Source organism: Synechococcus sp. M16.1 (assembly GCF_014279895.1).
Classification (GTDB): domain Bacteria; phylum Cyanobacteriota; class Cyanobacteriia; order PCC-6307; family Cyanobiaceae; genus Parasynechococcus.
In genome coordinates this window covers 1384427-1405791 of the sequence record NZ_CP047954.1, presented here as the reverse complement: position 1 = coordinate 1405791, position 21365 = coordinate 1384427, and the positions used below count along the sequence as shown (strand labels likewise).

The window sequence follows — 21365 nt, the reverse complement described above, 5'->3', positions numbered from 1 at the left end:
GAAAGGCCCCCTTTTTTTGTGGTGCTGCTCGATCGGGAGCAGCGTCACGCTTTGATCAGGCCATCACATCAGGCCATCAGGCTGAGCAGGCCGTGGTTGCCGTCCAGTTGCGCTTGCGCTCCCAGGGGCAAGGCTTGGTTGGGCCGTCCATGGCCCAGCGGCAGATTCAGCACCAGCGGTATGCCCAGATCGCCCAGGCGTTCCTCCAGGATCTCCTCCATCCTGAAATCGCCGGGAAGGATGTCGTCTTCAGCCCAGCTGAAGCGGCCGCAGGCCACCCCCGCCAACTGCTGCAGCAGGCCTGCGCTGCGCCACTGGGTCAGCATCCGATCAACCCTGTAGGGCGCTTCGCCCACGTCTTCCAGCACCAGGATGGCCCCCTTCAGGGAGGGAAGCCAGGGCGTGCCGATCAGGTGGGTCGCCACGGTCAGGTTGGTGACCACCAAGGGTCCGCGGGCGATCCCCCGCCGTCGTGGCTCGCCCAGCAGGGGTGCCACTTGACGTCCGCAGAGCAGATCAACTGTGCGTTGCCATTGCGCCTCTGTGCCGCCGCTGGATCCATGGATGGCCCCCGGCAGGCCAGCGGCCCACTGGGCCAGAAGCAGGGAGCTGGTGTCGGAGAACCCCAGGCTCCATTTGGGATGGCGCGGAAAACGAAAACCGGTTTCGAGCACGCGGGCGGCCCCCCAGCCCCCGCTAAGGGTCACCACGGCATCCACCGTTGGATCGTTCCAGGCTGACCTCAGATCTTCAACCCGTTCCTGGTCGGTTCCTGAGAAATAGCGCCATTGACGGGTGACGGCTGCGGGAATCTCCAGATGCCACTGCTGTTGATCACAGCGCTCGCGCAAGGCTTGGAGATCCGTATCCGGATCCATCCAGGTGCCGGGGTTTACGGCGCGGATGCGTGATCCAGGCTTCAAGGGTTTCAGCCTGCGCTGGGCCGCCATGGCCCTGGGGGAGAGCAGGGCCGTGATGATCGTGGATGCCCCTGAGATCAGCAGCGTCCGGCGGGTTGGCATCAGCCCAGCAGGGCTTCCAGCATGCGGCGGCCGTCGGTTCCTCCCGTGGCCGGATCACAGGCCCGCTCGGGGTGGGGCATCAGGCCCAGAACGCTGCCGCTGGCATTTGTGATGCCCGCGATGTCGGACACCGACCCGTTGGGGTTGTTGCCGTAGCTCAGGGCGATGGCGTCGTCGTCCTGCAGCTGCTTGAGCGTGTCATCGCTGCACTGGTAGCGGCCTTCACCGTGGGCGATCGGCAGGGTCAGGGCCCCGTCGTTGTACCCCTGCATCCAGGCCGTGCGCTGGCTCACCACCTTGAGGGGTGCGTCTTCACAGATGAAGTGCAGATCCCGGTTCCGGGTAAGGGCACCGGGGAGCAGGCCCAGTTCCGTGAGCACCTGAAATCCGTTGCAGATGCCGAGCACGCGACCGCCCTTGGCGGCAAAGTCGATCAAGGACTGCAGGGCTGGAGCGAAGCGGGCAATGGCGCCGCAACGCAGGTAGTCGCCGTAGCTGAAACCGCCCGGCAGAACGATGGCGTCAAAGCCGCTGAGGTCGGTTTCCTCATGCCAGACCCGACGCGTGCTCATCCCAAGGCAACCCTCGGTTGCCCATTGCACATCCCGGTCGCAGTTGGAGCCGGGAAAAACGATGACCCCGATGCTCATGACTGCTCCAGCTCCAGGCTCCAGTCTTCGATCACCGGGTTGGCCAGTAAGCGATCACTGAGCAGTTCCAACCTGCGGCGGGCCTCGGCCTCATCAGGGGCCTCAAGCTCCATTTCCACGGCTTTACCGATCCGCAGCTTGCTGAGGCCTTCCACCCCAAGTCGTTCAGCGGCACCACGCGCGGCTTCTCCGGCTGGATCGAGGACGGAGGGGCGCAGACGCACGAGGACGCGGGCTTGAAAACGCGGCACGATCAGCAACTGGTCTGATCAAATCCTGACAGACACCAAACCCTGAAGAGATCCGGTGCGCCTCAACGGCGTGACCATCGCCCGGCCCCATGGTGAAAAGGAGGCCTTTCGCCAGCGTGCTGCCGAGTTAGTGTCTGTGTTTCGCATTCAGCTCTGGACCGCGGCTCTGCTGCTGATGGGCATCTCTGCAGCTGGAAGCTCCGCAGCAGCGGCTTCGATGCGCTGCCGGATCGCGCAGCAGGCCTGGAGTCCCTGTCGGATGGTGGCCGCCAGTCCTGGAGAGCGCTGGGTGTTGACCTGGAATCAGCAGCGCGTCGAATTTGTCCATGACGGCAGCGGCCAGATGATGATGCGGGTTGGTGAGGGCGAGGACTGGCGGGAGGTGCAACCCTTCTGGACGGCTGACCACAGCCTCTGCTGGGGTTCCGTTTGTGCCACGGGTGCCGTTCCCTTGGAGTGAAACCGGGGTGATAGATCTGAATTGAGGGCAGATTCCCCATGGCAGTTTTTTCTCTCCCTTGTTCCAGCTGTGGAACACCCGTTGAGATTCCGGGGCGTTACGGCTTCAAGTTGAAGAGTGCAGGCGTCACCAACACGGTGTGCATCCGCTGCCGGCAGGGGGCATTTCTGGCGTCACGACGCGACAACATCTCCAGCCCGATTGCCCTTGCTTCCAGTTCTGATCGTCGTCGCCTGATCCCCCTCACAGCTGCTGTGGCGGCCTTGTCCCTGTTGATCGGGGGTGTTGTTTGGCGCTCTGCTGTGCCGACGGCTCAGGAGGCTTTGCCGGCGAGTGAATCTCCCTCCAAGTAGAGCGTCCTGCTTGGGAAGGCAAAGTCGATGCCTTCTTGGGCGAAGGCCTCCATGATTCCGAGATTGATGGCTTGCTGTTCGTTCAGAGCGACCGTGAAATCGCGGGTGTCGATGTAATAAACCAGTTCAAAATTCAAGCTTGAATCAGCAAATTCGGTGAAGTGACAGCGGTTGAAGGTGCTGTGGGCCTGAGCGTCGATCACGGCCTGAATCATCGTCGGGATTGCCTTCATCTGCTCGACCGATGTGCTGTAGGTGACGCCAATCGAATAGATCATCCGGCGTTGCGCCATTTCAGCGAAATTGAGGATGGTGGAGCCTGTAAGTGATGAGTTGCTCATCACCACCTGTTCGCCGCGGAGGCTGCGCAGATGGGTGGAGCGAACACCGATGCGTTCCACCGTTGCTGAGGTGGAGCCCACCGTGATGAATTGCCCAACGGTGAAAGGCTTGTCCAGAAGAATCATCAGGTAGGCGAACAATTCCTGGGCCGGTTCTTTCAGGGCCAAGCCAATGCCGATGCCGCCGGCACTGAGCAAACCCCAGATCACCGTCATCTTCACGCCAAGGCTCTGCAGCAGCACCAAGGTGCCGATCGCCCAAACCACGGTTTTCAGCAGCGGGAGCAGGCTTTGGAGGAGTTGTTGAAGATCATCCGCGCCTGCACGGCCCACCAATCCGAACAGGAATCGCGCTCCGATTCGGTTGACCAACCGAATCAGAATGATCGTGCCAACAATGCGCAGCGATGTGTCGTAGGCCCTTGAAATGTTGGTGGGCAAGCCCAAATCATCCTGAGCAAGGATCAGCGTGACCACCAAGCCGAAAGGCACCACCGAAGCGGCGAAGGCATTGAGCACAAAGTCGTCGAAGTCGGTTTTGCTTCGCTTGGTGAACCGAGGAAAAACTGTCTTACAAAGGAACGCCAGGCTCAAGGTGATGGCTGAACCGATCAGCAGCTTCGCTAGGAAATCAGTCAGATCCATCGCTCACACCGGAGATACCGCGTGATTGTCGGTGGCCTTCCAGACGCTGGCAAGCGAGATGGGGCTCAAGCGCGCTGAAACACCAAAGTCAGATTGTTGGCGGGCATGGAGACCACGTTTTCGGTGTTGAAGCCAGCCTTGGCGGCGATGGCTGTTACGTGATTCAGCTCCCGCAATCCCCATTGGTGGTTGCGTTCTCTCAGGGATTGGTCGAAGGCGGCATTGCTTGCACTGGTGTGAGCACCATTGCGCCTGAATGGGCCATAAATGATCAAGGGGGCGCCGCTGGGCAGCAATAGGGCTGATTCCTCGAGCACGGCATCCGTGCAGCTGGCTGGGCTGATGTGCAGCAGGTTGATGCACACAACAGCCTTCACGGCCCCTTGGAGGTTCTGGGGCAGGGGCCAGGGGCGGTGTTCAACATCGAGGTTGAGGGCTGCTGGCATCACCTGGCTCAGACCCTGGTGCTGGATCCAGGCGTTGATGCTGGCGCGATGGTCTGGATCCGGATCGCTGGCCTGCCAGCGCAGATGGGGAAAGCGCTGCTGAAAGCAGACGGCATGCTCACCACTGCCGCTGGCCAGCTCCAGCACGGCTCCTGAGCCAGGCAAGAGCTGCTTCAGCAGATCTCCGATGGGGCCGCGGTTGCGTTCCGTGGCCGGGAAGAAAAGCCGTTGGTCCATCGTCAGCTCGGGCAGGGGGCAGCGCTCTGGCTGCAGTGGAGGCGCAGTTCGGCCAGCCAGGCTTCCAGGGCTGCCAGGGCGTCCGGTTGCAGGCGGTAGTAGATCCATCGGCCGCTCTGCCGATCCGTCACCAGCCCCGCCTCTCGCAGCACCCTGAGATGGAACGAGAGCTTCGACTGGGAGAGGTTGAGCTCACCGGTGAGGTCACAGACGCATCGTTCCCCCTGTGCCAGCGCATGGATCACGTCGAGACGGATCGGGTCGGCCAGTGCTTTGAGCAGCTGCCTCGACTGCTCCCTGTTGAGGGTGTTCTGGATCACAAGAGCAGTGTCCCCCGCTCTGTTTGGATCAACATAATTTGATTGATCAAAGGAGCTGGTATGCGGATCGGCATCAATGGCTTTGGACGGATTGGTCGCCTGGTGTTCCGGGCCCTCTGGGGACGGCCCGGCATCGAACTGGTGCATGTCAATGATCCCGCTGGCGATGCAGCAACGGCGGCCCACCTGCTGGAGTTCGATTCTGTGCATGGTCGCTGGGATCGAGGCATCACCAGCAGTGCTGATGGATTCAGCGTGGAGGGATCCGCCCTCACCTGGTCCAGCGAGAAGGACCCCACCGCCGTGCCTTGGAGCGATCGGGGGGTGGAGATGGTGCTTGAAGCCAGCGGCAAGATCAAAACGCCGGAGACGCTCAATCCCTATTTCGATCAGCTGGGCCTCAAACGGGTGGTGGTGGCCTGTCCCGTGAAGGGTGTGGTTGCCGGTGAGGACGCGCTCAACATCGTTTACGGGATCAATCACCACCTCTATGAACCGGCGCGCCACAAGTTGGTGACGGCCGCCTCCTGCACCACCAACTGCCTGGCGCCTGTGGTGAAGGTGGTGCACGAGAGCTTCGGCATCGAGCACGGCCTGATCACCACCATTCACGACATCACCAACACCCAGGTGCCGATCGATTCCTTCAAAAGCGACCTGCGCCGGGCACGCTCCGGGCTCAGCTCACTCATTCCCACCACCACCGGTTCGGCCAAGGCGATCGCGATGATCTTTCCTGAGCTGAAGGGCAAACTCAACGGTCATGCCGTTCGTGTTCCCCTGCTGAATGGATCGCTCACCGATGCGGTGTTCGAGCTCAAGCAGAGCGTCACGGTGGAGCAGGTGAATACTGCGTTCCAAGCAGCTGCGGAAGGGCCTCTGAAGGGAATCCTGGGTTACGAGGAACGCCCGTTGGTGTCGTGCGACTACACCAACGACAACCGCAGCTCGATTGTCGATGCCCTCTCGACGATGGTTGTTGATGGCAACCAGTTGAAGGTGTTTGCCTGGTACGACAACGAATGGGGCTACAGCTGCCGCATGGCCGATCTCACCTGCCACGTGGTTGGTCTGGACGGATGAAGCTCTCCCCTCTGCAGCAATACGGCATTGTCACCGCCAACTACTGGGCCTTCACGCTCACCGATGGGGCCCTGCGGATGTTGGTGGTGTTCCACTTCCATCAACTCGGCTACACCACCCTCGAGATCGCCTTCCTGTTTCTCTTTTATGAGCTGTTTGGGGTGCTCACCAACCTGTACGGCGGTTGGATCGGTGCCCGCTATGGGCTTCGGCTCACCCTCTGGGTGGGAACGCTGCTGCAGATTCTTGCGTTGTTGATGCTGATGCCCGTCGCCGCCAGTTGGCCGAAACTGTTGAGCGTGATCTATGTGATGACCGCTCAGGCCATCAGCGGCATCGCCAAAGATCTCAACAAGATGAGCGCCAAGAGTGCCATCAAGACGGTGGTTTCGGAAACGCCGGAGGATCAGCAGCAGGGGCAGCAGCAGCTGTTCAAGTGGGTGGCGATCCTCACGGGATCCAAGAACGCCCTCAAGGGTGTGGGCTTCTTCCTCGGTGGGGTGCTGCTCACCGCCTTTGGCTTCAATGCTGCCGTGGGCTGGATGGCGGCAGGTCTGGCCCTGGCCTTCCTGCTCACGCTGGTGCTGCCCGGGGAGATCGGAAAGATGAAGTCCAAGCCGGCCTTCTCCTCGCTGTTCTCCAAATCCCAGGGCATCAACGTGCTGTCCCTGGCGCGCTTCTTTCTGTTTGGTGCCCGGGATGTTTGGTTCGTGGTGGCTTTGCCCGTGTTCCTTGAGGCCTCCCTGGGTTGGAGTTTCTGGGAGATCGGTGGCTTCCTTGGTCTCTGGGTGATTGGCTACGGGATCGTTCAGGGATCATCGCCTGGTCTGAGACGGCTCTGGGGGCAGACCACATCCCCGGGAGCATCTGCTGTGCAGTTCTGGAGTGCTCTGCTCACCGCCATTCCCGCCCTGATCTCGGTGGCGCTGTGGCGCCAGGTGGATGTGGCGGTCGCCATCACCGCAGGCCTAGCCGCCTTTGGGGTGGTGTTCGCGATGAATTCGTCGATCCACTCCTACATGGTGCTGGCTTACACCGATGCGGAGAGCGTCAGCCTCAATGTGGGCTTCTATTACATGGCCAATGCGGCCGGACGCTTGATGGGCACGTTGCTCTCAGGGGCAGTGTTCATGCTCGGCCGAACCGAAGCCGCGGGCATGCAGGCCTGCCTCTGGGCTTCATCCCTGCTGGTGTTGTTGTCGTGGTTCAGCAGCCTCAGATTGCCGGTTGTGGCCAAACTCTGAATTTCTGCTGAATATCGCCGCGTTGGTATGGGATCAGACACCCGCAAGCAGAGATTTTCTGCTGAATGGATTAAATCGCTTCAGATCCTATGCGAGACGAGCCTGGCAGCCCCGATTGTCGTTTGGTAATCGATGCCAAGCGATCCCTGGAGGATGTGTTGCGTTTGATCGCTGATCTGCCCCATACCGACCACATGCGGCGGCAGCTCTTGTCGGTGTACAACCAGCTGGAGGGCATGCACGACCTGAAACGTAGTGGTGGTGCCAATGTGTCGTTTCGTTCCGCCGATTGGAGTTCGTCGGCGAAGTGATCCGGTCGACACCGATAAGGTCAGGTGTCGCCTTTCGCTGTCCTGAGAGATGTTTGAAAACGACCGACGTCCGGCTTGGCTGAACTGGGTCTTCCTGGGGATGTTCCTCTGGTCGTCGTGGCAGCTGTTTGGGTTTTGGTCCCAGAGGCTGAGTGGTTGAAGGGCCTTAGACCAACACGCCGGTCAGACGCAGCGTTCCCCACAGGTCGAAGACGCAGAAAATCAGTCCGATCACGATGATGTCCCAGGCTTTGTGGCGGATGGCCCAGGGGGCAAGGAACAACTCCGCAATCCCATGCAGTGCCGTTCCAATGGTGATGTGCTCCAGCACCAGCAGACCATGGGCCACCAGGAACAGTGCGCTGGCGATACACCGCATTAGGACTTGCCAGGAACCGAGCAAAGCCTGCAGAACTGGATGGTCGATCACCTTAAAGCGTGCTGCTGTGTGACCTCAAGCCAAGCGAGGTGGTTTTTTGCGGGTCGGCTAGCTTTTACTTGAGTAAGTGAACGTAAAAATAATTATTTTTCGCATGAAAAAGGGCTGCTTGATTGAAGCAGCCCAAGCTAATAGTTGCCCTGAAATTATTGCTTTTCTCTTTTGCTCACTGTTTTCTCAGTCCTTGTATGGATAGTTGTTAGGTACAAAGAATTGCTCGTTGAAAGGAGGCCGTTTGTAGCTTCCTTGCTTCGGGCGCTTCGGCATCTTGATGGGTGGCGGTGTCATGTCTTCATAGGGCACCTTGCTGAGAATGTGGCGCAGGCAATTCAAGCGGGCGCGGCGCTTGTCATTGGCCTCCACGGTGAACCATGGGGCCTCCGGGATATGCGTCTTGGCAAACATGGTGTCCTTCGCTTTCGAGTACTCCACCCAGCGGTTGCGCGACTCGATGTCCATCGGACTCATCTTCCAGCGACGCTCTTCGTTATCAATGCGTTCCTGGAAACGTTTTTCCTGTTCATCATCGTTGATGGAGAACCAGTATTTGAGTAACAGGATTCCGTCCTGCACCAGCATTTGCTCAAACTGTGGGCACGACACATAAAACTGCTCCACTTGTTCGCGTGTCGCGAAGCCCATCACCTTTTCCACGCCGGCCCGGTTGTACCAGCTCCGATCAAAGACAACGATTTCTCCGGCACTGGGAAAATGCTCCACATAGCGTTGGAAATACCACTGGCTTTTCTGATGCTCTGAAGGCGTGCCCAAGGCCACCACCCGGCATCCCCTGGGGTTCAAGGGCTCCGTCAGCCGTTTAATCGATCCTCCCTTGCCTGCGGCGTCCCGCCCTTCGAACAGGATGATCATGCGAAAGCCGGTGACTTTCACCCAGTACTGCATCTTCACCAGTTCCGTCTGGAGTTTGGCCAGCTCTTTTTCGTAGACCTTTTTGTTCAGCCGTTTGTGCTTGTTGGAGCAACCCTCCTGCAGCTCCACCATGATTTCCTGCGGTTGGTCGACGTCGCCATCGCTGTAGTGATCGATGGCCTCGAGGACGGCTGTCATGTCGTGGTCGACGGGCTGGCTCATGCTTTCGGTGGATCGCCAGTTCAGTTCTGCCAGCGCTGCAATCTGCGGGGTCGATCTGGTCCGATTTGTTACGGAATGTCTGGTGCTTTCGGCTTCAGCGCCTGCCTTGAATAGGGGGCGACAACACCAGTCGGATGATGCGAATCAACCTCCAGAGCGCACCAAGCAAGAGGATGCCCGCCAGAAGTGCGATAGCAGCGACCAGCACGATGGCGGCGAGCCCGAGCATGGCTTCCAGCAGTTGCTGAACGCCGCCGATCAGGTCATCAATGGCCTTGCTCAGCAGCAGCATGATGTCCACCTGCTGGGGCAGCTGATTCAGCAGCACTGCAATCCCTGCGGCAGCAGCCAGCATCAGCACGACAACCGTCAACTGACGCAGGACGGGGCCATAGGGGAAGCGACGACGGGGGCGGAAGACCCGTCGTTGATCACGTTTGCTGCTTCGGCGCGCCTTCCTCATGGCATCGGTGTGATCAGGGTGCCGTCACTGCGGCGATTCTGAAGCGTGTTTCCTGCACGTCAACGGTCGGACTGCGTTTCAGGCTTGCCCACCGGTGCCGGTGTTGGCGATGTCTCCTTGGTTTCCTGGGGAAGAGGCACAAGCCAGGCGGTGGCGATGCTGCACGCCAGAGCAACACCAGCCAGAAGGGGAGGTCCGAGGCGTTTCTGCAGAGGAATGCGATCGACGATCTCCTGACGCTTCAACGGGCGGTCCTCGGGGAACGTCCAGGCCAGCTTGACCCGGTTGTCGAGCCGCAAGCGATCGAGGCAACGCACCAGATCGGCCAGTTCGGCGTCATCGAGCTTCAGTTGCAGAGGCTCAACGCCCTCTCGGCTGCTGCGCAGTTCCAGCCGATGGTTGGCCTGATCCGGCGCGATGCTCACAAAACCGTTTTCCAGGCCAAACCGGCGCTGCACGCCGGACAAGCGATGCCTTGCGTAGGGCATCACCGCTGCCATCAGAGCCTCGAGATGATCTCGAGTGCCTTCCAGTTCCGGTGCTCCGATCAACTGCAGCCGCCAGGACGACAGGATGCCGATCACTTCATTCGAATGTCCGGCGGAGAGGTCAGGCAAGCCCTCCACCACCAGCCGTGCTGCGGTCTGTTCGTATTGGTATGTCGTTTTCAACATGGTCGGCCTAGGGCGTGGGGTCGAGCAGGGTTGCGCGAAGACGATCGATTCCTCCTGGGCCTGCGCAGAACGCCAGGGTGCTGATCAGCTGACGGTGCACAGGGCCCGCCGGCTCCATCGTGAGCAGGCGAACAACGGCTTCCCGGCGCTGATTCATCCGCTCCTCAATCAGGTCCCGCAGGCGCTCGTGGAACAACTGCCAACGCTGTTGGGTGAGCTGTTCCGGTTCGCGGCTCGAAAGGAGTTGATGGAGCATGGGGTAGAGCCGATCAGCCATGGCACACACCAGGCAGATCAGCGATTCGGCGTCCACCGGGTCGAGCTGGTCCCGCCGGGTGGTGCGCCGAAGCGGGTTGTGACAGCGCCGCTTCCAAAGTTCAACCCGGTTGGGGAATTGCGCCTGGAGTCCCATCTGCTGGCTGGTCCAGACCATCGCCTCGCCACCATTGAGGTCGAGAGCCTCAATGGTCAGTAGCAACAGGTCGAGACGCTCGACGCCCCGTCGGCTGAGACGCGCGCCGTCGGTGGGTGCGCTGGGGGCTGGAGCTTCAGTCATGGCTGCGATGATGCCAGGGGCACCGCCATTGCGTCACCTGGATTTGGATCTTCAGTCGCACATTCGCTCAATTCCAGATTTTCCCAAGCCTGGAATTCTGTTTCGAGACATCAACCCGATGCTGCGGTCGCCCGAAGCCATGGCCGAGGTGATCCGCCAGCTGGGTGCGTTCTGCGACCAGGTGAAGCCTGATCTGATCGTGGGGATCGAATCCCGGGGATTCATTTTTGGGGCACCTTTGGCCAGCGACCGACGGCTTGGCTTCGTGCCTGTCCGGAAGCCCGGAAAGCTGCCCGGTGAGGTGGTGGGTCTGGATTACGCCTTGGAGTACGGCACCGATCGGCTGGAGATCCAAGCCGATGCATTTGAGAATTCACCCCGGGTGCTGGTGGTGGACGATCTGTTGGCCACCGGTGGAACGGCTGCAGCAACGGGACAACTGGTGGAGCAGGCCGGTGGTTGCTTGGTGGGCTTTGCCTTTGTGATCGAGCTGGCAGGGCTTGGAGGCCGTCAAGCCTTGCCCGCAGGCCAGCCCGTGGACGCGTTGTTGCGCTACGGCTGACTGTTCTGCCAGTCGAAGACGTCTTCCAACTGCTGCAAACTCAACAACCCGAAGCTCCACAGCACGATCGGGAGGGGGGCTTGTTCCAGTTCCGCCTGGCGTTGCCCCAGCTCAAGGGCGCTTGGACTCAACCCCAAACGGCGCTGAAGGAATTGCAGCAAGGCGTCTGTTGCTGGGGGTTGCCGCTGGCTGGACATCACCATGGTCGCGACCCGCGCTTGGCTCAGTTTGGCAAGGCCCGCCAGAGCTGCATGGGGCCGTCACTCATGGCCCGCAGGCTGAGCTGGCGCAGCCCAGAGAACTGTTTCAGCAGCAGCAGGGCCAAACGCCGCAGGGGCAGTAACAGCGGTTGGCGGTTGGAGAACACCCGCACCAGAAGATCCGTCGCCACACCCACCTGAAGCACATCGAGCCAGCGGCTCATCCCGTAGCGTCGAGCGATTGTTGTGGCGCTGCCGCCCCGCTCCACGGCGCGCAACAAACCTTCCACATCACGCCAGCAGAGATTGAGTCCCTGGCCTCCCACGGGATGGCAGCGGTGGCCCGCTTCGCCGATCAGCACGCCCCGTCCGAGATGAAAGCGGCGAGCCAGCAGCCATTGCTGGGGGAAGGCTCGGGGCTGATCCAGAAGGAAATCCGGTTCAATCCCCTCCGGTAGAACAGCGGCCAGCTGATCGAGAAAGGCACTGCGCTGCAACGTGCTGCGCTGCTGGCAACGCTGCCAGGGTGCACTCCACACCACCTGGAACGTGCCCTGCCCCAGGGGCAAAACGGCGAGAGGGCCTTCCGGGCGAAACAACTCGCAGGCCCTGTCGTGGGGGAGTCCCCTCAGGACAACTTTGGCGGTCAGACACCCCTGGCGATAGCGGATGCCCCAGTGACGGATGCCCCAGGCCTCCCGTGTGGGGGAGCGAGGTCCGTCAGCCGCCACGATCAGAGCATCAGCGCTTGGATCAGGGCTTGGTTCGGACAGGTGCATCGCCACGTTGCCATTGGCCTCGAGCCGAGCCAGCAACAGCTTCATCAAGGGCCGGTGATCGAGGATCCAGCCAATGCCGTCGTGGTGTCGATTGGCTGATGCCAGATCGTCCTCGCCGAAGAGAACGCGGGCGTTGGTGGCTCCGTCCCGCAAATCCAGATCACGGAAGGGAACCAAGGCATCGCGCAGGTCGTTCCAAAGGCCCAGATTGGTCAACAACCGGCGGCTGGAGTGGGTGATGGCGTATGCCCGGCTTCTGGCCTGAAGTTCCGATGCCGTCAGCGGGTCAAACAGGACCACGCGCTGACCACGGAGGCCGAGGGCGAGAGCGGTGAGGGCACCGGTGGGACCAGCTCCCAAAACATGAATCTCTGGAGGGGATGGAGCCATTTAGGGAGTCTGACCAGCCATCCCGATCCAGCGCGAGGTGATCAGCCCAGGCCGAGCAGCCCGTGAACGAAGGATTCGCCGCCCAGGGCCAGTTCAGTCGCCAGCAGAGCGATGAAACCGAGCATGGCCATGCGGCCGTTCAGTTTTTCGGCGCGATCGTGGAAACCCCAACCCTGGGTTGCTTCAACCACTTCCATGCGGGGTTCCGTGGCAAAGGCGTTGAGGCGGCCGCCATCTTCCGTGGTGACCTGTGCACCGCGCACGACAGGAGTGGTGGGAGAGGACTGGGACATGGATGCCGCCGATTGATTGCTAAGAAGTGTAAACCAGGTTTAAGAAATGTTCAGCAGTGGCTGTTCAACGCCTGTTGCTCAACGCCGGCTGTTCAGGCGGAGTTGGCAGAGCTCCTCAAAGGCGGGGCGGAGCAGGAAGGGGTACTCGCCAACCCACATCCGCATGCCCGGCAGCCAGGCATCGCTGAGGGCTCCGACTTTTGAGAAATCCTTGCGCTCGCTCAGAACCAGGCAGCGGATCAGGCTGCCGCGGCGGATCGACTGATGTTTTTTCTCCATCGGAAAGGCCACCCGGCCGAGGTAACCCTCCTCGTCTTCCAGTTCGAGCAGCATCCAGGTGCGTCGGTTCTCCACGAGTTCCAGCCGCCCGCGGCTGTCGGCCTGTTCGTGGCGGTTTTCCACCCGCTCTCGCCTGATCACGTCCGCCACCTCGCCCTCAAACAGGGCAGCGGCGGGATAGCGCCGCAGCGTGGCGTTGCGCTGGCCGGCCTGAACGATCGGGCCCCACAGCACATATAGAAAGAACACAACGCTGATCACCAGCCAGACGGGGCCCCAGCGGCTGCCGAGCTGCGCCTGGTTGTAGATCAGGAACGTGATCACCCCACCGATGGCGGCGATCATCAGGCGCTGCAGCACCTCTTGGGGGTTGCCAAGTGCAAAGCGGAACTGGTTGCCGGTGGCAACAGCGGGGATCAGCCGTTGCAGTTCACCGGGGCGGAGGGGAATGAGCATGGTGTCGCCTTCAGATCAGCCGCTCGAGGCCGTACACAAGGCTGCCGAGGCTGCCCACCTTGCGCACCGTGAGCAGCACCCCAGGCATGTAGGCGGAACGATCGATGGTGTCGTGACGCAGGGTGTAGGTCTCCCCCGGGGCACCGAACATCACTTCCTGGTGAGCCACCAGGCCTGGCAGCCGTACGGAGTGCAGCCGCAGGCCGCTGTCCCGCTGTCCGCCGCGGCAGCCCGTAAGGGATTCGTGCTCATCCACTTCCTCGGGATTGAAGCTCTTGCCCAGCTCCTCCATCAGCTCAGCGGTTTTGATGCAGGTGCCGCTGGGGGCGTCCGCCTTGCGGTTGTGGTGCAGTTCCGTCAGCTCCGCGTGGTCGTAGAAGCGCGCCGCTGCGGCTGCGGCTTGCTGCAACAGCACCATGCCCACGGAGAAATTGGGAATCACGGCCCCACCCACGGACGCTTTGGCCGAGAACTCGGTGAGGTCGTTGAGTTGTTCAGGCGAGAGTCCAGTGGTTCCGATCACGGGGTGAACGCCGTAGGCGATCGCCGCGCGGGTGTGCTCATAAACAACGGAGGGGTGGGTGAAATCCACCAACACGGCGCCGCTGCCGCTGTCCCGCACCGATTGGCTCACAGCGCAGAGACAGCCTTCGAAATCAGCCGTCACGGCCACCTCCAGTTCGCCAAGGCCCAGCTCCAGACCCACGTCTGCCCCTTCTTTGCCGGGGGTGTTGTCGATGGCGCCAACCAGGCTGCAGTCTTCGGCTCCCACCACAGCCTTGATCACCTCGGCGCCCATGCGCCCCAGGGCACCGGCAACAACGACGGGAATCGGAGCGGTCATGAAAGCGCAGCAGACGCTTCAAAGCCTATGGGTCGGCTCGTGTAACGGCCGATCAGAAATCCTCGCGCCCTAAGGGCCAGTCGCCGTAAGGTTCTTCACATTGCTCAAAGCGCGCTGATGTTCACACAGGTCCGCTCCGCCGATCGCCGCGTTGCTCCTGTGGAGGGCCAGAACCACAAGTCCGTCATGAAGGCGGTTTATGTGGTGCTGGAGCCCCAGTACCAAAACGCCCTCACCCAGGCAGCGACGGCTCTCAATGCATCGGGTGGCGATCTCGGGATCGAGCTCAGCGGCTATCTGATCGAAGAACTCCGCGACGACGACAACTACTCCGGCTTCTGTGCCGATGTGGCTGAGGCTGATGTCTTTGTGGCCTCCTTGATCTTCATCGAAGATCTGGCGCAGAAGGTTGTGGACGCCGTTGCCCCCCACCGCGACCGACTCAAGGCGGCTGTGGTCTTCCCGTCCATGCCGGAGGTGATGCGTCTCAACAAGCTGGGCAGCTTCTCCATGGCCCAGCTCGGTCAGAGCAAGAGCGCCATCGCCGGCTTCATGAAGAAGCGGAAGGAAGCCGGAGGTGCTGGTTTCCAGGACGCGATGCTCAAGCTGCTGAACACGCTGCCCACCGTTCTCAAGTACCTGCCGGTTGAGAAGGCGCAGGACGCCCGCAGTTTCATGCTCAGCTTCCAGTACTGGCTGGGCGGTACCCCCGACAACCTGCGCAACTTCCTGTTGATGCTGGCGGACAAGTACGTCTTCCCAGCTGCAGAAGGTGACAAGCGCCCGGCAATGGAGGTGGCGGAGCCCGAAGTGTTCCCCGACCTCGGCATCTGGCACCCCCTAGCCCCCTCGATGTTCGAGGACCTCAAGGAATATCTGAACTGGACCTCCAGCCGCACCGACCTTTCTGAGGAAGCCCGCAAAGGGCCGGTGATCGGCTTGGTGCTGCAGCGCAGCCACATCGTCACCGGTGACGATGCCCATTACGTGGCCACCATCCAGGAGCTGGAGTTCCGTGGCGCTCGCGTGATTCCGATCTTCTGCGGCGGTCTCGACTTCTCCAAGCCGGTCAACGCTTTCTTCTACGACCCGCTCAATCCCGAGCAGCCCCTGGTGGACGGCATCGTCTCCCTCACCGGTTTTGCGCTGGTCGGAGGTCCGGCCCGTCAGGACCACCCCAAGGCGATTGAGTCGCTGAAGAAGCTCAACCGTCCTTACATGGTGGCGCTTCCCCTCGTCTTCCAGACCACCCAGGAGTGGGAACAGAGCGACCTTGGCCTGCACCCGGTGCAGGTGGCCCTGCAGATCGCCATTCCGGAACTGGATGGCGCCATCGAGCCCATCGTTCTTTCGGGTCGCGACGATGCCACCGGCAAGGCGCACACCCTTCAAGACCGGGTTGATGCCATTGCTGAGCGGGCCATCCGCTGGTCTTCGCTGCGGATCAAGCCCCGCAACGAGAAGAAGCTGGCGATCACCGTGTTCAGCTTCCCTCCCGACAAGGGCAATGTCGGTACGGCGGCTTACCTCGACGTCTTCGGCTCCATCCATCGGGTGATGCAGGAGATGAAGGCGAAGGGCTACGACGTGCAGGACCTGCCTTCCACGCCCCGAGAGCTGTTGGAGGCCGTCATCAACGACGCCGATGCCATGCAGGGCTCTCCGGAGCTTTCAATCGCCCACCGCATGAGCGTTGAGGAGTATGAGCGTCTGACGCCCTACTCCGAACGGCTCGAAGAGAACTGGGGCAAGCCCCCCGGCAACCTCAACAGCGATGGCCAGAACCTGCTGGTTTTCGGTCGCCACTTCGGCAACGTTTTCGTTGGCGTTCAGCCCACCTTCGGCTACGAGGGTGATCCGATGCGCCTGCTCTATTCCCGCAGCGCCAGCCCCCACCACGGCTTCGCCGCTTATTACACCTATCTCCAGAAGATCTGGAAGGCTGATGCGGTGCTCCACTTCGGCACCCACGGCTCCCTTGAGTTCATGCCCGGCAAGCAGATGGGCATGAGCGAAACCTGCTATCCCGATTCACTGATCGGTGCGCTGCCCAACCTCTACTACTACGCCGCCAATAACCCCTCAGAGGCCACCATCGCCAAGCGGCGGGGTTATGCCTCCACCATCAGCTACCTCACCCCTCCGGCTGAAAATGCAGGCCTTTACAAAGGCCTGAAGGAACTGGGTGAGCTGGTGGGCTCCTACCAGCAGCTGCGTGAGGGTGGCCGCGGCATTCAGATCGTCAACACGATCATCGAGACGGCACGTCAGTGCAATCTCGATAAGGATGTCGACCTTCCTGAGGAGGATGCCTCGACCCTCGACCTGGAGGGTCGTGATGCCTTGGTGGGCGCAGTTTACCGCCAGTTGATGGAGATCGAAAGCCGTCTCCTTCCCTGTGGCCTGCACACCATTGGCAAGCCCCCCACCGCAGAGGAAGCTGTCGCCACCTTGGTGAACATCGCTGCTCTCGAGCGTGAGGAGGATGGGCTGCGCTCACTCCCCGGCCTGCTGGCTGAGGCGATGGGCCGCTCGATCGAAGACATCTACAAAGGCAACGACGAGGGCGTCCTCGCCGATGTTGAGCTCAACCGCACGATCACGGAGACATCCCGCGCTGCCATTGGCGCCATGGTTCGCACCCTCACCGGCCGTGATGGCCGGGTCAGCCTGCGCAACAGCTTCGGTTGGTTCTACGACCTGCTGGCCAAGTTCGGCTTCAAGCTCCCCTCACCTTGGCTGCGGGCCTGCTGCAGTGCTGGCTTCGTGCAGATCGATGCCACCGAGCTCGACAAGCTCTTTGCCTATCTGCGCTTCTGCCTTGAGCAGGTGTGTGCCGACATGGAAATGGAGAGTCTGCTGAAGGCTCTCGATGGTGAATACATCCTTCCGGGCCCCGGTGGTGATCCGATTCGGAATCCTGGTGTGCTGCCCAGCGGCAAGAACATCCACGCCCTCGACCCGCAGGCGATCCCCACCCGTGCGGCGGTGGCTGCAGCCAAGAGTGTTGTCGACAAGTTGATTGAGCGTCAGCGCGAGGAGCAGGGCACCTGGCCCGAAACCATCGCCTGCGTGCTCTGGGGAACCGACAACATCAAGACCTACGGCGAATCTCTGGCTCAGATCCTCTGGTTCGTTGGCGTCAAGCCGATGCCGGATTCCGTGGGTCGGGTGAACAAGCTTGAGCTGATTCCCCTGGAAGAACTCGGCCGCCCCCGCGTTGATGTGGTGGTGAACTGCTCCGGTGTGTTCCGCGATCTGTTCATCAACCAGATGGCGCTGATAGATCAGGCCGTGAAGATGGCTGCCGAGGCCGACGAGCCTCTGGAGCAGAACTTCGTCCGCAAGCACGCCCTCGAGCAGGCGGAGAAAGAAGGCACGAGCCTGCGCGATGCGGCGTGCCGGGTGTTCTCCAATGCCAGCGGCAGCTACAGCTCCAACGTCAACCTCGCGGTGGAGAACAGCACCTGGGAGGAGGAAGGTGAGCTGCAGGAGATGTACCTCTCTCGCAAGACCTTCGCCTTCAATGCCGACAATCCTGGTGAGATGAACCAGAAGCGGGAGGTGTTCGAGAACGTGATGAAGACGGCGGATGTCACCTTCCAGAATCTCGATTCGGCTGAGATCTCTCTCACCGATGTGAGCCACTACTTCGACTCCGACCCCACCAAGCTCATTGCTGGCCTGCGTGATGACGGCAAAGCTCCCACCAGCTACATCGCTGACACCACCACGGCCAACGCCCAGGTGCGGTCGCTGAGTGAAACGATCCGCCTGGATTCACGCACCAAGCTGCTGAATCCCAAGTGGTACGAAGGCATGCTCGACTCCGGCTACGAGGGTGTGCGTGAGGTGGCCAAGCGCCTCAACTTCACCTTGGGTTGGAGTGCCACCAGCGGTGCCGTTGACAACTTCGTCTACGAAGAAGCCAACGAAACCTTCATCAACGATCCTGAGATGCGCAAGCGTCTGCTGGAACTCAACCCCAACAGCTTCCGTCAGATCGTGGGCACCCTGCTCGAGGTGCATGGCCGCGGATACTGGGAGACCTCGGATGAAAACATCGAGCAGCTTCAGGAGCTGTACCAGGAGGTTGAGGATCGGATTGAGGGTGTTGTCACCGACTGATCGTCGACCAAGTGTTGAGCATCAAAACCAGAGTCCCTGCCGGACTCTGGTTTTTTTATTGGCGATGAATGCTGTGCAAATCAGGCTTTCATGGGTTTGAATTCTGCATGTCTTGCGGCCTGGCTGATCGCTGCCGTTTTGAAATCAATTCCAGCCCATTGTTGATACATATGCAGGCTACGTTTTTTCCCTAATCCAAAGGGTTTAAGTTCGCCAATCTCATCATTCAGGCAGCGGATTGATGCCGGTGCGTTGTTGAGACTGCCGAGCAGTGTGTGTACACGTTTGAGTGCGTGAAGGTTGTAATCGTGCCAATTGCTGTGATCGCCCCAATGGGTGGCTGCATGCTCTTGATCGGTATGTTCTGTCTTGTAGAGATGAAACAGCAGTAGGCGATTTGGGGCGTAGATGTTGAAGCCTGACGTCCACAGTCGTGCCGAAATGGCAATCTCTTCTCCATAGAAGTAGAGATCGGGGTCGTAGGGCACGTCGCTCACGATTGAGCCCGGGCCGAACAGGAATCCTCCGGCGATAAATGCACCGGGGATGGGGCGATCAGGTTGTTCTTCTGGAAGTTGGAATCGGCTGATGCCTCGCAGTTTGAGAATGCCGTAGGAATCGAAACCGGCGGCTGCCATCACAGGCAGGGTTGATGTCTGCAAACGGCACGGCTGTTGAAAGCCGTTCGGGTAAACACTGAGAACGGCGCGCTCATCGCTGCATTCCCTCCAGGTCGTCAGCAACAGGTCATCCCAGTGCTCCACGGCCCGCATGTGGCTGTCGATTTGCAGCAGAAAGTCTTCTCCGCCGTAAACACCCTGAGCCTGTCGTCGGGCCCAGCAGGCCCCGCGGCTTTCCGCTGCATCGAACCTGATGCACTTCAGGTGTGGATGATCCGGAAATGCGCTTGTTCCCCAGTGGGGCGGGTCATCAGTCGCCAGTTGCAGGCAGATGCCGAAGCGCAGGCGCTCTGGCTTGGCCGCCCGCTCGATCAGGTTGTGCAGTGTGGCGGGGAGATCCGGATCCCTGTAGGCCGCGATCTGAACAAAGATCGTGGAGCTCACCAGAGTGCAGCTGCCATGCGCAGCGTCTGGCTGATGGGCCCCACATCGTGCACCCGCAGCACGGCAGCACCGGCCTGGGCGCAGCGGCATGCCACGGCAGCTGTTCCCCAGAGACGCGCTTTGGGTCTGGGTTCATCCAGCACGGCCCCGATGAAGCGTTTGCGTGAAGGGCCGATCAGCACCGGTCGCGGCCCTGCAGTGAGTTGTTCCAGATCCCGCAGCAGCTGCAGGTTCTGCTCGTGGGTCTTGGCGAAGCCGAGACCCGGATCCCAGATGATTTGGCTTTCATCAACGCCGGCTTGAATCGCAGCTTCACTGCGCTCCAGCAACGCTTCTTTCACATTTGCCACGACATCGGCATAGGTCGTGAGCTGATCCATGGTTTGGCTGTCGCCGCGGCTGTGCATCAGCACCACCGGACAGCCCGCATCGGCGACCACCCTCAGCAGATCGGGATCCCGACGGCCACCGCTTACATCATTGATCCAGTTGGCCCCTGCTTCCAGTGCCTTGGCGGCCACCGGCGCCAGAAACGTGTCGATGGAGATCAGCACCGCTGGGCAGTGCTGCCGGATGCTCTTCAGCGCTGGCAGGAGCCTTAGCAACTCCTCTTCGGCGCCCACCTCCTCCGCTCCGGGTCGGGTGCTTTGCGCCCCCAGATCCAACACGTCCGCACCACGGCTCAGTTGCCGCTGAGCTTCAGCAAGGGCCCGTTCGCTCGCCAGAAATCTCCCTCCATCACTGAAGGAATCCGGGGTGACGTTGATCACCCCCATCACAGCTGTGCGTTGGCCCCAACCCTGGGGCCAGCCGCCTGAATCAAGCCGCTTGGTAGTTGGCAATTCGTCCAAAGCTTTCGGGCTCCAAGGAAGCACCCCCCACCAGCACACCGTCGATATCGCTCATGCCCATCAACTCATCAATGTTGCTGGGTTTGACGGAGCCGCCGTACTGAATCACCAGATCGGGGGAACCCACCCAGCTACGGATCAGACCACAGATGCGGTTGGCTTCTTCGGCTGCGCAGGTCTTGCCTGTGCCAATCGCCCAGATCGGTTCGTAGGCCACCACCAGTTTCTCTGCATCGAGACCCTCCAGGCCCTGCTCGATCTGACGGCGGATCACCCGTTCAGCTTCGCCCCGCTCGCGCTGCTCATCGCTTTCGCCAACGCAAACGATCGGAATCAGGCCGTTGGACTGTGAGGAGCGGGCCCGGTGGTTGATCTGTTCGTCACTTTCACTGAAGTATTTCCGCGGTTCGCTATGGCCCACGATCGTGTGGGTCACCCCGTGCTCCTTGAGCATGGCTGGGGAGATCTCCCCGGTGAAGGCTCCCTGGCCTTCCCAGTGCACGTTCTGGCTCGAAAGGCAGACCCGGGAGTTCTGGCTGAGTTCCGCCATGGTCGACAGCGCCGTGAAGGGTGGTGCCAGCACCAGGTCGCGGTCGTCCGGGGTGTCAGCAATCAGTGGCAGGAAGGCTTCCATGAACTCCCGCGACTGGGCACAAGTCATGTGCATCTTCCAGTTGCCAGCGATCACCGGTCTGCGCACGCCTTGCTTCCCCATGGAATGTGGCAGCCAACTTACGGCCCGGTCGCGTTTTCGCTGCCGACAACGGACTCCTCCCCAGCAAGCACAACCCGATCTCCCGGGGAAAGCTGACGTCCCCGCCGGGTTTCAACGCTTCCATTCACCTCCACTTCACCCATCTGGATGCGTTGCTTCGCTTCACCGCCGGTGGAGACCCAACCCTTCCATTTCAGGAACTGATCCAGCTTCATTG

27 protein-coding genes are annotated in these 21365 nt (G+C 60.9%); 7 read left to right on the top strand and 20 right to left on the bottom strand.

Annotation, left to right across the window (positions count from 1 at the left end; genetic code table 11):
- Nucleotides 1-68: 68 nt before the first annotated feature.
- From SynM161_RS08150 to purS, 3 genes are read right to left on the bottom strand one after another with little or no spacing between them, the layout of a single operon-like run.
- Entirely contained in the window at nucleotides 69-1022 is a 954-nt protein-coding gene (locus SynM161_RS08150) for an LD-carboxypeptidase (protein ID WP_186540807.1), read from the bottom strand.
- Complete coding sequence (gene purQ / locus SynM161_RS08145) at nucleotides 1022-1672, bottom strand: phosphoribosylformylglycinamidine synthase subunit PurQ (RefSeq protein WP_114987919.1); 651 nt, start codon at nucleotides 1670-1672, stop codon at nucleotides 1022-1024. Before purQ ends, SynM161_RS08150 begins: the two co-directional genes overlap by 1 nt.
- Nucleotides 1669-1923, bottom strand: coding sequence for a phosphoribosylformylglycinamidine synthase subunit PurS (gene purS / locus SynM161_RS08140; protein WP_011364806.1), 255 nt, complete (start codon nucleotides 1921-1923; stop codon nucleotides 1669-1671). The genes purQ and purS overlap by 4 nt, the downstream gene beginning before the upstream one ends.
- A gap of 55 nt (nucleotides 1924-1978) precedes the next feature.
- Here purS and SynM161_RS08135 point away from each other — a divergent pair, with 55 nt between their 5' ends.
- Nucleotides 1979-2383 (top strand): hypothetical protein, encoded by a 405-nt coding sequence (locus tag SynM161_RS08135; RefSeq protein ID WP_255441753.1) that lies wholly within the window; start codon nucleotides 1979-1981, stop codon nucleotides 2381-2383.
- Nucleotides 2384-2421: 38 nt separating this feature from the next.
- Nucleotides 2422-2736 (top strand): Tat pathway signal protein, encoded by a 315-nt coding sequence (locus SynM161_RS08130; protein WP_186540805.1) that lies wholly within the window; start codon nucleotides 2422-2424, stop codon nucleotides 2734-2736.
- Here SynM161_RS08130 and SynM161_RS08125 read toward each other — a convergent pair.
- The 3 genes from SynM161_RS08125 to SynM161_RS08115 form a co-directional block, all read right to left on the bottom strand.
- Nucleotides 2697-3722, bottom strand: coding sequence for a mechanosensitive ion channel family protein (locus tag SynM161_RS08125; RefSeq protein WP_186540803.1), 1026 nt, complete (start codon nucleotides 3720-3722; stop codon nucleotides 2697-2699). The genes SynM161_RS08130 and SynM161_RS08125 overlap by 40 nt on opposite strands.
- A gap of 65 nt (nucleotides 3723-3787) precedes the next feature.
- Nucleotides 3788-4405: a DUF938 domain-containing protein gene (locus tag SynM161_RS08120; protein WP_186540801.1), complete on the bottom strand. Its 618-nt coding sequence runs from the start codon at nucleotides 4403-4405 to the stop codon at nucleotides 3788-3790.
- Between the two features lie 2 nt (nucleotides 4406-4407).
- On the bottom strand, nucleotides 4408-4725 hold the full coding sequence (locus tag SynM161_RS08115) for a metalloregulator ArsR/SmtB family transcription factor (RefSeq protein WP_186540799.1): 318 nt from the start codon (nucleotides 4723-4725) through the stop codon (nucleotides 4408-4410).
- A 60-nt stretch (nucleotides 4726-4785) separates the two neighbouring features.
- Here SynM161_RS08115 and SynM161_RS08110 point away from each other — a divergent pair, with 60 nt between their 5' ends.
- From SynM161_RS08110 to SynM161_RS08100, 3 genes are all read left to right on the top strand, one after another.
- Nucleotides 4786-5808 (top strand): ArsJ-associated glyceraldehyde-3-phosphate dehydrogenase, encoded by a 1023-nt coding sequence (locus tag SynM161_RS08110; protein WP_186540798.1) that lies wholly within the window; start codon nucleotides 4786-4788, stop codon nucleotides 5806-5808.
- Nucleotides 5805-7052, top strand: a complete 1248-nt coding sequence (gene arsJ / locus SynM161_RS08105) for an organoarsenical effux MFS transporter ArsJ (protein WP_186540797.1) — start codon at nucleotides 5805-5807, stop codon at nucleotides 7050-7052. The genes SynM161_RS08110 and arsJ overlap by 4 nt, the downstream gene beginning before the upstream one ends.
- Nucleotides 7053-7141: 89 nt before the next feature.
- Nucleotides 7142-7363, top strand: coding sequence for a hypothetical protein (locus SynM161_RS08100; protein WP_041435027.1), 222 nt, complete (start codon nucleotides 7142-7144; stop codon nucleotides 7361-7363).
- Between the two features lie 166 nt (nucleotides 7364-7529).
- On the opposite strand, the gene SynM161_RS08095 is transcribed toward SynM161_RS08100, so the two are convergent.
- The 5 genes from SynM161_RS08095 to SynM161_RS08075 form a co-directional block, all read right to left on the bottom strand.
- On the bottom strand, nucleotides 7530-7742 hold the full coding sequence (locus SynM161_RS08095) for a hypothetical protein (protein ID WP_011364797.1): 213 nt from the start codon (nucleotides 7740-7742) through the stop codon (nucleotides 7530-7532).
- A 237-nt stretch (nucleotides 7743-7979) separates the two neighbouring features.
- Nucleotides 7980-8894, bottom strand: coding sequence for a polyphosphate kinase 2 (gene ppk2, locus SynM161_RS08090; protein ID WP_186540796.1), 915 nt, complete (start codon nucleotides 8892-8894; stop codon nucleotides 7980-7982).
- A gap of 94 nt (nucleotides 8895-8988) precedes the next feature.
- On the bottom strand, nucleotides 8989-9357 hold the full coding sequence (locus SynM161_RS08085) for a hypothetical protein (protein WP_186540795.1): 369 nt from the start codon (nucleotides 9355-9357) through the stop codon (nucleotides 8989-8991).
- A 59-nt stretch (nucleotides 9358-9416) separates the two neighbouring features.
- The gene (locus SynM161_RS08080; RefSeq protein WP_186540794.1) at nucleotides 9417-10031 is read right to left on the bottom strand and encodes a DUF4335 domain-containing protein; all 615 of its coding nucleotides are present in this window, start codon (nucleotides 10029-10031) and stop codon (nucleotides 9417-9419) included.
- Nucleotides 10032-10038: 7 nt separating this feature from the next.
- Nucleotides 10039-10587 carry a DUF3038 domain-containing protein gene (locus SynM161_RS08075; protein WP_186540793.1) on the bottom strand — a complete coding sequence of 183 codons (549 nt, stop codon included), beginning with the start codon at nucleotides 10585-10587 and terminating at the stop codon, nucleotides 10039-10041.
- 7 nt (nucleotides 10588-10594) lie between these two features.
- Between SynM161_RS08075 and SynM161_RS08070 the strand changes: the two genes are divergently transcribed.
- Nucleotides 10595-11149, top strand: coding sequence for an adenine phosphoribosyltransferase (locus SynM161_RS08070; RefSeq protein ID WP_186542616.1), 555 nt, complete (start codon nucleotides 10595-10597; stop codon nucleotides 11147-11149).
- Here the strand turns inward: SynM161_RS08070 and SynM161_RS08065 are convergent.
- The 5 genes from SynM161_RS08065 to dapB all read right to left on the bottom strand — a co-directional run bounded on the left by SynM161_RS08065 (nucleotide 11140) and on the right by dapB (nucleotide 14390).
- A complete protein-coding gene (locus tag SynM161_RS08065) occupies nucleotides 11140-11352 on the bottom strand; it encodes a DUF2949 domain-containing protein (protein WP_115010222.1) in 213 nt (70 codons plus the stop codon). The genes SynM161_RS08070 and SynM161_RS08065 overlap by 10 nt on opposite strands.
- Before the next feature lie 20 nt (nucleotides 11353-11372).
- Nucleotides 11373-12518, bottom strand: a complete 1146-nt coding sequence (locus SynM161_RS08060) for an FAD-dependent monooxygenase (RefSeq protein ID WP_186540791.1) — start codon at nucleotides 12516-12518, stop codon at nucleotides 11373-11375.
- Nucleotides 12519-12559: 41 nt separating this feature from the next.
- Nucleotides 12560-12811 carry a high light inducible protein gene (locus SynM161_RS08055; RefSeq protein ID WP_114987899.1) on the bottom strand — a complete coding sequence of 84 codons (252 nt, stop codon included), beginning with the start codon at nucleotides 12809-12811 and terminating at the stop codon, nucleotides 12560-12562.
- A gap of 78 nt (nucleotides 12812-12889) precedes the next feature.
- A complete protein-coding gene (locus SynM161_RS08050) occupies nucleotides 12890-13546 on the bottom strand; it encodes a hypothetical protein (protein ID WP_186540789.1) in 657 nt (218 codons plus the stop codon).
- A gap of 10 nt (nucleotides 13547-13556) precedes the next feature.
- Complete coding sequence (gene dapB, locus SynM161_RS08045; RefSeq protein WP_186540787.1) at nucleotides 13557-14390, bottom strand: 4-hydroxy-tetrahydrodipicolinate reductase; 834 nt, start codon at nucleotides 14388-14390, stop codon at nucleotides 13557-13559.
- A 117-nt stretch (nucleotides 14391-14507) separates the two neighbouring features.
- On the opposite strand from dapB, the gene SynM161_RS08040 reads away from it, so the two are divergent.
- The gene (locus SynM161_RS08040) at nucleotides 14508-18518 is read left to right on the top strand and encodes a magnesium chelatase subunit H (RefSeq protein WP_186540785.1); all 4011 of its coding nucleotides are present in this window, start codon (nucleotides 14508-14510) and stop codon (nucleotides 18516-18518) included.
- 80 nt (nucleotides 18519-18598) lie between these two features.
- On the opposite strand, the gene SynM161_RS08035 is transcribed toward SynM161_RS08040, so the two are convergent.
- The 4 genes from SynM161_RS08035 to SynM161_RS08020 are packed head-to-tail and all read right to left on the bottom strand — an operon-like array spanning nucleotide 18599 to nucleotide 21363.
- Nucleotides 18599-19672, bottom strand: a complete 1074-nt coding sequence (locus tag SynM161_RS08035; protein ID WP_255441752.1) for a UDP-N-acetylglucosamine-transferase — start codon at nucleotides 19670-19672, stop codon at nucleotides 18599-18601.
- The gene (gene folP, locus SynM161_RS08030; RefSeq protein WP_255441751.1) at nucleotides 19579-20358 is read right to left on the bottom strand and encodes a dihydropteroate synthase; all 780 of its coding nucleotides are present in this window, start codon (nucleotides 20356-20358) and stop codon (nucleotides 19579-19581) included. The genes SynM161_RS08035 and folP overlap by 94 nt, the downstream gene beginning before the upstream one ends.
- Nucleotides 20359-20401: 43 nt before the next feature.
- Nucleotides 20402-21133 (bottom strand): triose-phosphate isomerase, encoded by a 732-nt coding sequence (gene tpiA / locus SynM161_RS08025; RefSeq protein WP_115010249.1) that lies wholly within the window; start codon nucleotides 21131-21133, stop codon nucleotides 20402-20404.
- Between the two features lie 32 nt (nucleotides 21134-21165).
- The gene (locus SynM161_RS08020) at nucleotides 21166-21363 is read right to left on the bottom strand and encodes an RNA-binding S4 domain-containing protein (RefSeq protein ID WP_006851620.1); all 198 of its coding nucleotides are present in this window, start codon (nucleotides 21361-21363) and stop codon (nucleotides 21166-21168) included.
- Between the last annotated feature and the right edge of the window lie 2 nt (nucleotides 21364-21365).

Coding starts and splice junctions, on each gene's coding strand:
- arsJ (WP_186540797.1), top strand. CDS start 5,805: ATGAAGCTCTCCCCTCTGCAGCAATACGGCATTGTCACCGCCAACTAC.
- SynM161_RS08055 (WP_114987899.1), bottom strand. CDS start 12,811: ATGTCCCAGTCCTCTCCCACCACTCCTGTCGTGCGCGGTGCACAGGTC.
- dapB (WP_186540787.1), bottom strand. CDS start 14,390: ATGACCGCTCCGATTCCCGTCGTTGTTGCCGGTGCCCTGGGGCGCATG.
- SynM161_RS08095 (WP_011364797.1), bottom strand. CDS start 7,742: ATGCGGTGTATCGCCAGCGCACTGTTCCTGGTGGCCCATGGTCTGCTG.
- purQ (WP_114987919.1), bottom strand. CDS start 1,672: ATGAGCATCGGGGTCATCGTTTTTCCCGGCTCCAACTGCGACCGGGAT.
- SynM161_RS08060 (WP_186540791.1), bottom strand. CDS start 12,518: ATGGCTCCATCCCCTCCAGAGATTCATGTTTTGGGAGCTGGTCCCACC.
- SynM161_RS08085 (WP_186540795.1), bottom strand. CDS start 9,357: ATGAGGAAGGCGCGCCGAAGCAGCAAACGTGATCAACGACGGGTCTTC.
- SynM161_RS08065 (WP_115010222.1), bottom strand. CDS start 11,352: ATGGTGATGTCCAGCCAGCGGCAACCCCCAGCAACAGACGCCTTGCTG.
- SynM161_RS08150 (WP_186540807.1), bottom strand. CDS start 1,022: ATGCCAACCCGCCGGACGCTGCTGATCTCAGGGGCATCCACGATCATC.
- SynM161_RS08110 (WP_186540798.1), top strand. CDS start 4,786: ATGCGGATCGGCATCAATGGCTTTGGACGGATTGGTCGCCTGGTGTTC.
- SynM161_RS08120 (WP_186540801.1), bottom strand. CDS start 4,405: ATGGACCAACGGCTTTTCTTCCCGGCCACGGAACGCAACCGCGGCCCC.
- SynM161_RS08070 (WP_186542616.1), top strand. CDS start 10,595: ATGATGCCAGGGGCACCGCCATTGCGTCACCTGGATTTGGATCTTCAG.
- ppk2 (WP_186540796.1), bottom strand. CDS start 8,894: ATGAGCCAGCCCGTCGACCACGACATGACAGCCGTCCTCGAGGCCATC.
- SynM161_RS08130 (WP_186540805.1), top strand. CDS start 2,422: ATGGCAGTTTTTTCTCTCCCTTGTTCCAGCTGTGGAACACCCGTTGAG.
- SynM161_RS08100 (WP_041435027.1), top strand. CDS start 7,142: ATGCGAGACGAGCCTGGCAGCCCCGATTGTCGTTTGGTAATCGATGCC.
- folP (WP_255441751.1), bottom strand. CDS start 20,358: ATGGGGGTGATCAACGTCACCCCGGATTCCTTCAGTGATGGAGGGAGA.
- SynM161_RS08035 (WP_255441752.1), bottom strand. CDS start 19,672: ATGCCGCTGCGCCCAGGCCGGTGCTGCCGTGCTGCGGGTGCACGATGT.
- SynM161_RS08020 (WP_006851620.1), bottom strand. CDS start 21,363: ATGAAGCTGGATCAGTTCCTGAAATGGAAGGGTTGGGTCTCCACCGGC.
- SynM161_RS08125 (WP_186540803.1), bottom strand. CDS start 3,722: ATGGATCTGACTGATTTCCTAGCGAAGCTGCTGATCGGTTCAGCCATC.
- SynM161_RS08075 (WP_186540793.1), bottom strand. CDS start 10,587: ATGACTGAAGCTCCAGCCCCCAGCGCACCCACCGACGGCGCGCGTCTC.
- SynM161_RS08080 (WP_186540794.1), bottom strand. CDS start 10,031: ATGTTGAAAACGACATACCAATACGAACAGACCGCAGCACGGCTGGTG.
- SynM161_RS08050 (WP_186540789.1), bottom strand. CDS start 13,546: ATGCTCATTCCCCTCCGCCCCGGTGAACTGCAACGGCTGATCCCCGCT.
- SynM161_RS08040 (WP_186540785.1), top strand. CDS start 14,508: ATGTTCACACAGGTCCGCTCCGCCGATCGCCGCGTTGCTCCTGTGGAG.